At 52.4% G+C, this 12,981-nt stretch carries 14 protein-coding genes; 11 read left to right on the plus strand and 3 right to left on the minus strand.

Annotated features, from left to right (window positions below; all coding sequences use genetic code 11):
- The first annotated feature begins 39 nt into the window (after nucleotides 1-39).
- Nucleotides 40-327, plus strand: coding sequence for a YlaN family protein (locus ACQKPA_RS19330; protein WP_009589686.1), 288 nt, complete (start codon nucleotides 40-42; stop codon nucleotides 325-327).
- Between the two features lie 128 nt (nucleotides 328-455).
- Here the strand turns inward: ACQKPA_RS19330 and cax are convergent, their stop codons facing one another.
- Nucleotides 456-1,529, minus strand: coding sequence for a calcium/proton exchanger (gene cax, locus ACQKPA_RS19335; RefSeq protein ID WP_427494151.1), 1,074 nt, complete (start codon nucleotides 1,527-1,529; stop codon nucleotides 456-458).
- A 187-nt stretch (nucleotides 1,530-1,716) separates the two neighbouring features.
- Between cax and ACQKPA_RS19340 the strand changes: the two genes are divergently transcribed.
- Entirely contained in the window at nucleotides 1,717-2,103 is a 387-nt protein-coding gene (locus ACQKPA_RS19340) for an Asp23/Gls24 family envelope stress response protein (RefSeq protein ID WP_009589611.1), read from the plus strand.
- Between the two features lie 58 nt (nucleotides 2,104-2,161).
- Here the strand turns inward: ACQKPA_RS19340 and ftsW are convergent, their stop codons facing one another.
- Both ftsW and ACQKPA_RS19350 read right to left on the minus strand, forming a co-directional pair.
- On the minus strand, nucleotides 2,162-3,379 hold the full coding sequence (gene ftsW, locus ACQKPA_RS19345) for a putative lipid II flippase FtsW (RefSeq protein ID WP_427494152.1): 1,218 nt from the start codon (nucleotides 3,377-3,379) through the stop codon (nucleotides 2,162-2,164).
- A gap of 11 nt (nucleotides 3,380-3,390) precedes the next feature.
- Nucleotides 3,391-3,738: a YugN family protein gene (locus ACQKPA_RS19350; RefSeq protein WP_009589628.1), complete on the minus strand. Its 348-nt coding sequence runs from the start codon at nucleotides 3,736-3,738 to the stop codon at nucleotides 3,391-3,393.
- Nucleotides 3,739-3,990: 252 nt separating this feature from the next.
- Here ACQKPA_RS19350 and ACQKPA_RS19355 point away from each other — a divergent pair, with 252 nt between their 5' ends.
- The 9 genes from ACQKPA_RS19355 to ACQKPA_RS19395 all read left to right on the plus strand — a co-directional run bounded on the left by ACQKPA_RS19355 (nucleotide 3,991) and on the right by ACQKPA_RS19395 (nucleotide 12,971).
- Nucleotides 3,991-4,500 (plus strand): NUDIX hydrolase, encoded by a 510-nt coding sequence (locus ACQKPA_RS19355; RefSeq protein ID WP_427494153.1) that lies wholly within the window; start codon nucleotides 3,991-3,993, stop codon nucleotides 4,498-4,500.
- 33 nt (nucleotides 4,501-4,533) lie between these two features.
- A complete protein-coding gene (locus tag ACQKPA_RS19360; protein WP_427494154.1) occupies nucleotides 4,534-5,703 on the plus strand; it encodes a M20 family metallopeptidase in 1,170 nt (389 codons plus the stop codon).
- Nucleotides 5,704-5,843: 140 nt separating this feature from the next.
- Entirely contained in the window at nucleotides 5,844-7,628 is a 1,785-nt protein-coding gene (locus ACQKPA_RS19365) for a DNA repair helicase XPB (RefSeq protein ID WP_427494155.1), read from the plus strand.
- A complete protein-coding gene (locus ACQKPA_RS19370) occupies nucleotides 7,625-9,346 on the plus strand; it encodes a helicase-associated domain-containing protein (protein ID WP_427494157.1) in 1,722 nt (573 codons plus the stop codon). The genes ACQKPA_RS19365 and ACQKPA_RS19370 overlap by 4 nt, the downstream gene beginning before the upstream one ends.
- A gap of 101 nt (nucleotides 9,347-9,447) precedes the next feature.
- Entirely contained in the window at nucleotides 9,448-9,885 is a 438-nt protein-coding gene (locus tag ACQKPA_RS19375; RefSeq protein ID WP_427494158.1) for a YlbF family regulator, read from the plus strand.
- A gap of 47 nt (nucleotides 9,886-9,932) precedes the next feature.
- Entirely contained in the window at nucleotides 9,933-10,196 is a 264-nt protein-coding gene (locus tag ACQKPA_RS19380) for a YlbG family protein (protein ID WP_006209210.1), read from the plus strand.
- Between the two features lie 409 nt (nucleotides 10,197-10,605).
- A complete protein-coding gene (locus ACQKPA_RS19385) occupies nucleotides 10,606-11,043 on the plus strand; it encodes a hypothetical protein (RefSeq protein ID WP_071223691.1) in 438 nt (145 codons plus the stop codon).
- A 117-nt stretch (nucleotides 11,044-11,160) separates the two neighbouring features.
- Entirely contained in the window at nucleotides 11,161-12,066 is a 906-nt protein-coding gene (locus tag ACQKPA_RS19390) for a selenium metabolism-associated LysR family transcriptional regulator (RefSeq protein ID WP_427494159.1), read from the plus strand.
- Between the two features lie 50 nt (nucleotides 12,067-12,116).
- Nucleotides 12,117-12,971 carry a PHP domain-containing protein gene (locus ACQKPA_RS19395; RefSeq protein ID WP_427494363.1) on the plus strand — a complete coding sequence of 285 codons (855 nt, stop codon included), beginning with the start codon at nucleotides 12,117-12,119 and terminating at the stop codon, nucleotides 12,969-12,971.
- The last annotated feature ends 10 nt before the right edge of the window (nucleotides 12,972-12,981 follow it).

Below are 12,981 nucleotides of genomic sequence, written 5' to 3' on the forward strand. Positions count from 1 at the left end.
AGTAACTGTGCTGTGATTTTTGACATAGGGGGGAAGATCATGACTTCATCTGATTTACAGGAACAGCTGAATCTCAAAGCGATCAGTCTTCTTCATGAAGATGCAGATAAAATCCTAAAGCTTATTGAAGTACAGATGGAGAATCTGGCGACCCGTTATTGCCCTCTCTATGAGGAAGTGCTGGATACCCAAATGTACGGTTTTTCAAAAGAGGTTGATTTCGCGGTGCGGGCCGGGCTTCTTCCGGAAAGTACGGGAAAGCAGCTGATCAGCAAGCTTGAACGCAATCTGGCGGTCCTGTACGAAGCCATGAATCAATCCAAATAGCCTGTACTCGTACAGGCGCATACATAGAGAAACGCATGTCGCACTCAGGCGGCATGCGTTTTTTTCTTGTGGATAGGATGGCATCGCGCACGATGTATGCAGTTGTGCGGGCGGATCGTTTCCTACGCTTAGACGAGGAAGAACGAGACGCCCAGTATGATGTATACCGCGAGCAGCAGAAGGCCTTCATACCAGTTGGAAGCACCGTCCTGCGTAATGGATCTGGCAATGAATACGGCGACGCCGATGGCGACCAGCTCCAGCGTGGTGAACACGAGATCCATCGTATCCCCGAGGAAGAAGCTGATGAACACGAGCACGGGAGCAACGAACAGGGCGATCTGCAGGCTGCTGCCGACGGCAATTTCAACGGCGGCGCCGATTTTGTTCTTCATCGCCAGCATGATGGCTGCACTGTGCTCGGCGGCGTTACCGATAATCGCTACCAGGAAGGCCCCGATAAACAGCTCGCTGAGGCCATACTCGTGACTAATAGGCTCAAGGACACCGACAAGCCATTCGCTGACAAACGCGACCATGACGGTGGCGACGACAAGATACAGAATCGAGCGTTTCTTGGACCAGGTGGGGCCGTGCTCGTGCGGCAGCGCATCCTGGTCGTGATCGTCGCTGACATCCGCCAAATAATTTTTGTGGGTAATCATTGAGAATCCAAGCCATGCGATGTAGGACACGATAAGAATTCCCGCTACAATGAGGCTGAGCGTCTTGGTCTCACCCTCCGTAATGGAGTGGGTATTCAGAAAGACCGCGGGGATGAACAGTGCGATAATGGCCAGCGTCATCAGGGATCCATTCAGACCTGCCAGCGTCACATTGTATTTTTGGATTTTAAACTTGAGGCCCCCGGCAAACAGGCTGAGCCCGAGGACGAGCAGCAAGTTGCCGATAATGGAGCCGGTGATGCTTGCCTTCACCATATCGTACAAGCCTTCCTTGATCAGCAGGATGGCGATGATCAGCTCTGCCGCGTTACCGAAGGTGGCGTTGAGGAATCCCCCGAGTCGCTGACCCGCGTAATGCGCAACGCTTTCGGTTGCTTTGCCTAGAAAACCGGCGACAAAAATAACCGCGATAGAAGACAAAATGAATTGGAGCGTGAAGTTCCAGTTCGCAAAGTGCCCCAGCGCGCTAAGTAAAAAAGTGCAGATGAGAAGCGCGGGATTTAGCCATTTTTTCATAACCGACACCTACCTTATGGTTTATGTACTGATGAGTTCTTGCGAGTGGAAACGACGATTCTCGCATCGCTTTCTACAATATACCCAAATTTTTCGAAAAATTATCCCTGTTTTCTGAAGCGAGCATTTGCTTTTTGGGTCCGATACGATTTACAATAACGGATAATGAGGTGAAGGAGGATATGGCATGACGGAACAACTTCAACTGGATAACGGTTTGATTCGAATATCGGATGATGTCGTCTCGAAAATTGCCGGATTGGCTGCCTTGGAAACCCCAGGTATTGCAGCCATGTCCGGTGGATTGTCCGAGGGCTGGGCTAAGAGACTGAGCGGCAAAAATGTGCAAAAGGGTGTTACCGTGGAAGTAGGTCAGCTGGAAGCGGCGATCGATCTGCGGATTATCGTGCTCTATGAGACACCAATACATGAAGTGTGCCGCATGCTTCAACAGAATGTCCGCGAAGCCGTCGAGAGCATGACAGGGCTTCGTGTGGTTGAGGTCAACGTGAAGGTCGAAGGCGTAGCGTTTAAAGACGATGAAATCGACGATATTCAGCTTCGAGCCAAATAAGACGAACCATAGGGGATCGTGCCCCGCTAATTATGAAAAAAATCGAAAAAAAAAAAGACTACCGGGTTGCCCGGTAGTCTTTTTTAATTACGGATTTAACCTGCTCCTCTTTCATCGGACGGTTGCTGTCCCTGGATATGCTAAGCACGATTCCCATACTCAGCATCATGACCAGCAGCGAGGATCCGCCATAACTGATGAACGGGAGGGTAACGCCCGTTATCGGGATGGTATTGGTCACCCCGCCGATATTGATGAAGGCCTGGATGGCGATCAGTCCCATGATGCCGACGCCGGTCAAGGTACCGAAGGGATCCGAGCAGCGAAGCGAAACAATGATCCCTCGCAGGATAAAATATAAGTAGAGCAGGAGGAATATCGCGGTTCCGATAAAACCGAATTCTTCGCCGATGACCGAAAAAATAAAGTCGTTATAAGGATTCGGCAGGTAATGCAGCTTCTGCACGCTCTCCCCGTAACCGGCTCCGGTGACACCGCCCTGGCCGATGGCGATCAGCGATTGAACCAAATTGTAGCCTGTGTCGGACTCATCGTGGAAAGGGTCCATGAAAGCCTCGATCCGGCCCATCTTATAGTTCTTGGAAGCCTCTTCCTGATCTCCGCCGGAGTTAAAGAGCGATCCGACACCCAGTGTGAGCACCAGGCCAAGAGCGACAAGCGAGATACATCCGAGGATATGCTTGAGGCTGGCGCCGCCGGCATAGATCAGCAGCCCGCTGGTAGCCACGAGGATGAAACAGGAGCCCAGGTCCGGCTGAAGCATGATCAGTCCCGCTACGATCCCTACAATAATGAGTACGGGGAAGAAACCGCCCTTCCATTGACGGATTCGTTCCCCTTTTTTGGTGATCAACGCTGCCAGATAGACAATGGTCGCTATTTTGGCCAGTTCGGTCGGCTGGATGCCGAATTTCCCCAAGTTAAACCAGCTTGTGGCTCCGTTGGTTGCGGAACCGATGATCACCACAAGAATCAGCAGCATCAAGGTTAAAAAAAACACCGGTATGAATAGCTTTTTGTACTTCTTATAGTTGATGTTCATGGCAACAAACATAACGAAGGTACCAAGGATGGCAAATGCGACTTGCCGCTTTGTAAAATGCAGCGGATCGTTATTGAATTTTTCATTGAAAACGGCCAAGCTGGAGCTGGAACTGAACACCATGATCAGTCCGAATCCCACTAACAGCAAGGTAAGGATCAGCAGTTGAAAATCAGGCGTCCCTCTCTTCGGCTGAGGTTTGGTCGTATTCATAATGTTCGACCTTATGCTTCCAGAAGAGCTTTGAGCTCTTGAAGCTTCTTGGTGGCCACATTCATAACGGGCTGTGGAGCCATGGATTCATACTCGAGTCCGTGCGGGAACGTGGCTTTACCCAGGTATACCGCTTCGATTTTGAGGATGGTATCCGGTTTTTCGAGCTTGCCTTCAACAGCGCGGGTGTTAATGCGCAGGAAGTATTCAGCCTGATTTTTTTTATCTTCGATTTTCAAGTCATATGTAGCGCGGTAGTATTCCCACTGCCAACGAATGAAGCCTACTTTTTCGGCACATTCATCGAGGTAAGCTAAATCGCTGTGCAATCCGTCCAAGCCTGTATTTTCGAAAATCATGTGGTCGTAACCCCCTTAATAGTCCTTGCAAAGTTCTTTAATATGATAGTATGTTTCAGGAACTTGTGCAAGCCTGTACCGCCCGTCACGCTTCAATTGAGACCTTTTATCCAGATGAGTTTTTGATAACGACAGGCATTCTTCTTTTCTGCTAAAATAAAAGCAAGTGAAAACATTGTGAAATGTACGCTTTCCATTCCGGTGGTTATATATTCATAGGACTTCAATTCAAGCGAAGGGTGGATATGGCCGATGAATCGCGTCGTTTACCGCACGGATTATTATGTAGTGGAAGAGAACGGACAGAAGGAAATTGTCGTGATCGACCGGATTCCGGAATCGGCAGCGGTTGTGGCCGTTTATCAAGGGTGTCTGCTCTTGGTATGCCAGCACCGGGAAGCGGTGGACGAGATCACTTGGGAGCTCCCCGGCGGAACGGTGAAACCCGGTGAGGAACGGAAGCTTGCCGTGAAGCGGGAGCTTGAGGAAGAGGCAGGTGTGCTGTGCAAGGACTTGTCCTACATGGGCAGCGCTTATCCGATGGCTTCTCTGGCCAACCGGAACGTTCATTTTTATTTCACCGACGATTTGAAGGTGTCCGGCAGCCAAGAGTCGAATCAAGATGGGGACGAAGATGTTAGAGCTATGTGGGTCCCGCTCAGGGATGTGTATCGCAAGATGAAGGAAAGCGGCCGAATGGATGCCATGGTTGGGCACGGGCTGCTGCTGAGCAAGCTTCACGGATTTCTTGCGATCGATTGAGCCGCATATAGCGGGGAAGGATGATGGAACTTGATGAAGGAAGCATTTTGGGAACAATGGTATCCACAGATGGTGGAATGGCGGCGTCATTTACATATGCACCCGGAACTTTCGTTCCAGGAGAAGGAAACTTCGACATTTATAGCAACCCGGCTGCAGGAGCTTGGTCTGGAGGTCAAGACAGGCGTGGGCGGACATGGAGTGATAGGAATTCTAAGAGGAGATAAACCCGGCAAGACCGTTGTCCTGCGCTCCGACATGGATGCGCTGCCGATTGAAGACGGCAAGAGCTGCGAGTACAAATCCCGGGTGCAAGGAGTGATGCACGCTTGCGGGCATGACGGGCATGCCTCCATGCTGCTGGGGGCCGCGGCTTACTACAGCACGTACCCGGAAGAAGTCCAGGGCGAGATTCGGTTCATGTTTCAGCCGGCGGAGGAAGTCTGCCCCGGCGGTGCGGTAGAGATGATCAAGGATGGAGCGCTTGACGGAGCCGACGTTGTCTATGGTCTCCACTTATGGACGCCGTTGCCAGTAGGTACCGCAGCGAGCGCGCCGGGTCCGCTGATGGCTGCTGCGGATGAGTTTTTCATTGATATTACGGGGCGCGGGGGGCACGGCGGTATGCCGCATGTAACAGCCGATGCCCTGGTAGCGGGGGCAGCGCTGGTCATGCAGCTTCAAACCATAGTAAGCCGCACGGTAGATCCACTGCAGCCTGCCGTGGTTACGGTAGGAACGATGCAAGCCGGAACGGCGCAAAACGTCATCGCTTCCTCTTGCCGGATCACGGGAACAGTACGCACCTTTGACGAACCTACCCGGACGTTGATCCGTGAACGGATTGAGCATATGACCCGGACGGTTTCGGAAACCTACGGCACGAAAGCAGCGGTTCGATATCTCGTAGGTTATCCACCCTTGGTGAATGATGAAACCGAAACCGCGCGCTTCTTCCGTACGGCGCCTAAAGTATTCGAAGCGGATCAGGTCAAGCTCTCGCCCAAACTGATGCCGGCAGAGGATTTTGCATACTACTTGAGGGAAATTCCGGGCTGCTTCATTTTCGTTGGAGCCGGTAACCCGGACAAGGCGGCAATCTATCCGCATCACCATCCGATGTTCGACTTTGATGAAGATGCCATGCGTTATGGGGCGAAGCTGCTGGTCGAGATGGTGTCGAGTTATCAGAACGGGGACTAGACTTTAAGAAAATCGCAATTATCGCGCATGAACGCTCGTAATTTGGAAATCCTATAGATCATAGGGGAAGTTCAGATCCATGGACATGGATGTGGGCTTCTTTTTTTTAGGAGAACCATACGTTACGAGGAGGGAATAGGGTGCATAACAAGCCATGCATCGTCCAGCGGGATCGGACCATATTGCTTGAAACCGCTCATGCCGATGCTGAGGCCGCACGCAAACAGCTGGCCCAGTATGCGGATTTGATCAAAAGTCCTACGTCTTTTCATACATATCGCCTCACCCCGTTATCCTTATGGAACGCCGCTGCCGGAGGAATGACGGCTGAGTCGATTTGTTCGAGCCTTCAGTCGCTGTCGCGATGGGATGTGCCGGCAGCTCTGCTCGAAGAGGTTCGCCAGCTCGTTGGGCGTTACGGACAGCTGTCGCTGCTCCCGCATCCGACGCTTGACCGTTCACTGCTGCTATCTAGTCATGAGGAAGCCTTGATGCAGGAGCTGATGTCCCATCGCTCCCTGAAGGAAATCGGCGTTCGATTGATTTCGCCGACGGAAGCAGAAGTGCCTTCAGACCGACGTGGTCTATTGAAGCAGGAGTTGACCCGGCTCGGCTATCCTGTGCTGGACCACGCGGGATATATGGACGGGCAATATCTGAACATTCTTTGGCGTGGAGAGAAATCGGACAGTGGGGATCTTGAAGACTCGAACGGCGGATCCAACAATCAGCGCTTTCAGCTCCGCGACTATCAGAGGAAGGCTGCCGAATCCTTCAGGGATATCGGCGGTGAAGGCGGCAACGGGGTGCTTGTCCTGCCTTGCGGTGCCGGGAAAACGGTCATTGGCATCGCTGCGATGCGCGATCTGCAGTGCGAGACTCTGATCCTCACCTCCAACACAACGTCTGTAAGGCAGTGGATTGCCGAGCTGCTGCAGAAAACCTCGCTGTCCGCGGAGGAGATCGGTGAATACTCCGGTCAGCGCAAAGAGGTGAGGCCGGTAACGGTCGCCACCTATCACATCCTGACCTACCGACAAGGCAAAGGGGATGAACAGCAGCATATGAAGCTGTTTAATGAGCGTCGCTGGGGCTTAATCATCTATGATGAGGTCCATCTTCTTCCGGCACCGGTATTCCGTGCGACGGCCGATATTCAAGCGACCCGCAGGCTTGGACTGACCGCCACCCTGGTTCGAGAGGATGGAAGGGAGCATGACGTGTTCTCGCTGATCGGCCCCAAACGATATGAAATGCCGTGGAAAAGGCTGGAGGCGCAGGGCTGGATTGCTTCGGTGGACTGTACGGAGATTAAGGTGCCGCTGCCGGATGAGATCAGAGCTGCCTGCGAGACAGCGGGCAAAAGGGAGCAGTATCGGCTCGCTGCCGAGAATCCATCCAAGCTCCACGTGATTCGGCAGCTCGTGAATTTCCACAAGGATGCACAGACGCTGATCATTGGGCAATACCTGGATCAGCTTCACGCCATTGCCGAGGAGCTGCAGGCCCCTCTCATTGCGGGGCAGATGACGCAGGATCAGCGCAATGAATGGTATAAGGCTTTCCGGGAAGGAACCGTCCGTGTACTTGTCGTTTCGAAAGTGGCTAACTTCGCCGTTGACCTGCCTGATGCCTCCGTGGCGATCGAGGTTTCAGGCAGCTATGGCTCGCGGCAGGAGGAGGCGCAGCGTCTTGGTCGCTTGCTGCGGCCGAAGCAGGGGGAGAATCGGGCTTATTTTTATGCATTGGTAACGGAGGAGAGCCGGGAGGAGATGTTTGCGATCCGGCGCCAGCTGTTCCTGATTGAGCAGGGGTATGAATATCACGCAATTCAAGCGAAGCCCCCGGCCTCCCTTGACCTGGCATCGATGCGGCATACGCATCGCCTGCAGATTCCTGACGGGAAGGAGGCCTCGTGGAGATGATGGAACAGCAGGACGTGGCGGATGCCATATGCGTAGATCGGCTTCTTCCGAAGGAGCGATCGGTCCTTCATCATATCTGGAGCCGTTTTGCCGGGCAGCGATTTGATGACGACAAACTTCGCTCGCTGCGCGTTCGGCGCTTGAGCGGCGTGGAAGTGCAGCTCGCCTTCTTATCCTTGAGGCAGCAGCGATGGGTTAAAGCGATGAAACAGGGCTGGGGCGAGAGGCTGTATTTCATCCCTTTTGATAAGCTTCAGATTCTCCAGGAGGCCTTTGGCGATCTCGAGGCGGGTTCCGTTCCCGCTGCTGCCGTGAAGCTCCAGCAGGAGGGAAGAAGCGGGATAGCAGTCGATATGTTCAACGTTCTCGTATATGTCGCCAAGAACCGTGTGGCTGTGACCGCTAAAGGGGTTCTGCATAAGAAGTTTATTCAGAAGCTGGGGAGCGTGGTGGGATTATCGCCATCCGATGTTGAGGGGCTCGCTCTTCAATATGATCACGCTGATGTTTACCCGCCACATGTTGCGGTTGTATTGGATCTGCTGTTTTCGTTTGATCTGGTCGTCCTGGAGCAAGGGGAGCTTAGACTGAATATAACCGCATTGCGCCATTGGCTCGCACTTACGCGCGAAGCGATGGAACGATTGGTTCTTTTGCGCATGATGCAGCGCTATGTTCCGGGTTCGGCCGAGTATCAGCATTTCACATGGCGAATTTGTCACTCCTCACGGATCGGCGGGATATGGTACTATGCTCAGCACACATCGGCATACGGCGAGGAGCCCCAGAACTTGGAACCTAGCAGCGGAAGGGAATTGTCCGCAGAGGACGCAGTTTCATGGCTCCGTTTATTGACTGGCTGCGGTTACACCGATCTTGGCATGGATCACGATGGTCGATTCCTGTTCCGGTGGCGTATGGATCCCTGCTCCTTGTTGAGTGGGAGCGGCCAGGATAACACCGGATCTTCGGGGCTGTTTATCCAGCCGGATTTTGACATATTGATTCCGCCTGACGTGCCTTACACGGTCAAGTTTACGGCCGCCCTGTGCACGGAGCGCATCTCGGATGACGTAATGACGGTCTATCGTCTGACCAGGGATTCGGTAGCTCAGGCGGCGACGGCAGGAATGGGGCTGGAAGCGATCACGGCATTTTTTACGGAGTATGCTGCGGCGGGAATTCCGGAGAACGTGTATGCTGCCTTATGTCAGTGGGCCAAAGAGCTTGAAAGAACGGGTGAGGATGAGCTTTTACGATTTACCGGCGCAGCTCCGAAAGATAAAACGGAACCCGGGGCCTGTGATGAGAAAGATAACCGTTACGCCTTGCCGGGTTATCCTGGCAGCCCATCCTGCGGTTTGATTCGCCCTGCGCGCAGCGAGTTTGTTCTTGAATTGGACCACTGCCTTCCGGATATAACGTCAATCGTTCCGGATATGAACCGGATTCCAATCATGTGGACACGGGATTGGCGCTCTTATCACGGTTCGACGGCCAAGCAAATGATGGAGCAGGCGCTTGAATTGTCAGCCAAATTAGAGATTGCGGTCGACGGCAGACGGATGGAGTTTATTCCATTTCAGCTCGAGCGGCAGCCATGGAAAATTTCGGGAGCGTTATACGATCCGGATTCCGAATCCGATTCCGAAATGACGGAAACCGTGGTGCAGCTAGGCGAAGGGGAATGGAAGGAAATGCGGCTTGTGATTCCGTAAAAGCGTATGAATTCCCCCTTCTTAAGATACGAGCGTTATGCTATGATGAAAGAGTCCACGACAAAGCGTGGGCCAAACTAATAGAAAAGCGGGATGAGTTCATGAGCGTATCGGAAATAAACACGGTCGATATGGCCGAGGTGCTCACCTATGCCTATGAAATAGGCGACATGATTAATGCTTCCGTCGAAGTGGCGGATTATCTATATTGGAAGCAGGCAGTTGAGGGTGATCCTATGATTCAGGCTTTGATCAGAAAGCTTGAATCCAAGAAAGAGCTGTTTGAAGAGACTCAGCGGTTCGGTCACTTTCACCCGAACTACCATTCGGCCAAGGATGAAGTAGCCGCAGTGGAAGCGGAGCTTGAGGCTTTCGAGCCTGTAGCCCGGTTCAAGCAGGCGGAGAAGAATCTGGACGATCTGTTGCATTCGATGTCGGAGAAGATTGCTTTTTCGGTTTCGGAGAGCATCAAGGTTCCGGGCAACGATCCTCTTCCCAAGAAGGGGTGCGGCAGCGGCGGAGCTTGTTCGTGCGGATAATAGGAATAGACTAGAGATAGAGACGAAAGTGAGGCGAGGAGCTTAGGATGTTGGCTGAACGGACCGGTTTTATTATATGGGTCAGCGATGTGAAGGCAGCAAGGAATTTGGAGAAATACGGCAGCGTGCACTATATATCGCGCCGCATGCATTATGTTGTCATGTACGTCAATGCTGACCGCGCCGAGGAAACAATGAAGAACATCCGGAGATTGTCCTACGTTCGTAAGATCGAGCGCTCCTACCGGAATGAGATTAAGACGGAGTACAGCAGCAAAGGGCCGGATAAAGCGAAGTTTTACGGTCCTTAGCATGATGTGCCTGATCGAGAATCTAACGCAAATCGCATAAGTCAGCGAGAAGAGCGTAAAGCGGCCCCCGAAGGGCCGCTTTTTTTAAGTTATTGGAAAGTATAAAATTGGAGCATGGGCATGGGCCTTATAAAGTTAATTATGGATTGATGACGATAGATTGGCATAATTCGGAATCTTGTTTGATAAAATAGTATAAGTAAGGTACAATTTACATTTTAATCAAACCCATCATTCCATTCGGACGTCAGCGCCTAAACGCACAGGATACAACTAGAGCAATTTCTAAATTTTCGGTGATTGTTCACAAGAAGCGAGGTTTCAATCTTGTGAATGCCAGTGGAATGATGTAATATGTTGGGTATATATACATAGATACAAAGACCCATTTGGTGGAGAGTGATATTCCATGCGCGACAAAGGGACTGAGCGGTGGAGCACCTATGAGCCGTTTTATATTACGTTAAATGATAAGAAGGTCGCCGACATCGTCATTACCAATCATGCGAAGAGCCGTTATACGGACCGGGTTCAAGGTAACGACACGTCCCATGAGGAAATCGGGACTTGGATGTGGGAGTGCCTGAAGCAGGACCGGATCGTGCCGTATTACCGCAACGAACAGGATGTCTATCTGATTGACGACGATCTGGTTGTTGTGGCGGAGTTCTCGGAGCTGGAGCATGAACGTGATCTGATTGGCAATCCGCTGCATCGGATGATTATTGTAACTTTTTTGGGACGTATGTCAGAAACCATTGAGCTTCGAGACCTGAAGTCTTATTACTCATGGCTTCGGCATTCACGTCGCATGACACTGATTAAGAACAGCCGCAAACGTAAATAAAGAAATAGAGTCATTATATGGCATGCGAGCGCAAGCGCGGATGTCTTTTTTGTATGCTCCGCCTTGATCCGTTACAATGATAAATACAATAGTGGCAGCGAGAGGGGAACCGATGCTATGAACTTTCATCAGCTACATATTTTTTACACGGTAGCAGAGCGCGGGAGTTTTTCCGCTGCTGCCCAGGCGCTGCATATGAGCCAGCCGGCTGTAACGATGCAGGTACAATCGCTGGAGGAGTATTTTGGGACAAAACTCCTCATACGTTCCACCAAGCGCATGGAATTGTCCGAGGCCGGAAGGACGCTGCTTCCTTTTGCCCGCAAGAGCCTGGAGTTGTCGCAGGAAACGGACGCGGCGATGGCGGCTTTCTCTAATAAGCTTCAGGGAAGGCTGCAGCTGGGGGCAAGTCTGACCATTGGGGAGTATGTGCTGCCCCGATTGCTGGGGCCCTTCGGCCGGGAGTATCCGGATATATCCATTATGCTGAAAGTGATGAATACCACGCAGATTCTCGAGGAAATCGCTGGCCATCAACTGAATTTTGGGCTGATCGAGGCACCTGTGGAGCATCCGGATATGGTCCTCGATTCGGTCATGGAGGATGAGTTGAAACTGATCGTTCCTTCCGGCCATCCTTTAGCAGCAAGGGAGGATGCGATATATTTGGAGGATGTGCTGAAGTATCCGTTTGTGCTTCGCGAGAAGGGGTCTGGCACACGGAAGGTGATGGAGGATGTGCTGCTTATGCGGGGGTATGATCCCGAAAGCATCCAAACGGTCATGGAGCTTGGGAGTACGGGAGCGGTGAAATCGGCGGTAGAGGAAGGGCTCGGCATTACGATGCTGTCGACCTCAACGGTCAAGCATGAAACCGCGCTCGGTTTAGTCAAAATGATTGATATTGCGGATGCCTCGTTTAAGCGGAATTTTTATTCCATTCAGTTGCGGTCCGCGCTGCTGCCGATGTCGGCGATGACGTTTTTGGCCTATTTAAGGGAACGTCAGCAAAACCAGCGATAAAGCACACCCGAACTTACAACGAAAGGGGATTGATTGTCATAGATAAATCGATGAATCGGACAGGCTGCGACCTCCATTCCCACACCCAGGCGTCGGACGGGATGAACACACCTTCGGAGAACGTGCAGCTTGCTTTCGAGCGGGGACTTGGGGCTCTAGCTATAACGGACCATGACACGGTAGCCGGTGTCGAGGAGGCGCTGCTAGCCGGAGAACGCCTGAACATGATCGTGGTCCCTGGCGTAGAAATCAGCACCATGGCAGGCGGGACGGATATTCACGTCCTGGGCTATTACATAGATTACCGGGACCCTGTATTTCTGGAGCGGCTGGCAGAGCTCCGTCGTACGAGGGAGGAGCGCAATGAGAAGATCATGGCGAAGCTAAGAGGGCTTGGCATCGAGCTGACGATGGAGGAAGTGATCGGAGGCTTGGGGCGGCCGCTGGAACCCGATGAGAGCATCGGCCGCCCGCATATTGCGGATGCGCTGGTTCTTAAGGGGCATGCCCTCGATCTAAGGGATGCCTTCGACCGGTATCTCGCACAGGGCGCAGCTGCTTATGTGCCGCAGCCGCGGATTCATCCCAAGGAAGCCTGCGAATGGATACGTCAAGCCGGGGGCGTGCCGGTGCTTGCGCACCCTGGACTCTACGGCGATGATGTATTGGTGAGAGCGGTCATTGAAGAGGCTGCTTTTAAGGGGATTGAAGTCTATCATTCGGACCATGGGACAGCGGAGGAGAAACGCTACTTGGCGATGGCCGAGGAATACGGTTTGATTGTGACCGCCGGATCGGATTACCATGGCGAGAGGCAGGGCCAGGTATTCCATGGGGATATCGGCAGCCGTCAGGTATCCATCCAGGTGTTGGAGCAGCTTCAACAGGCGCGGGCAAGGAGCTAAGATCGACAAC

The sequence above is a fragment of the Paenibacillus sp. NPDC093718 genome, assembly GCF_050279985.1.
Classification (GTDB): Bacteria; Bacillota; Bacilli; order Paenibacillales; family Paenibacillaceae; genus Paenibacillus_AQ.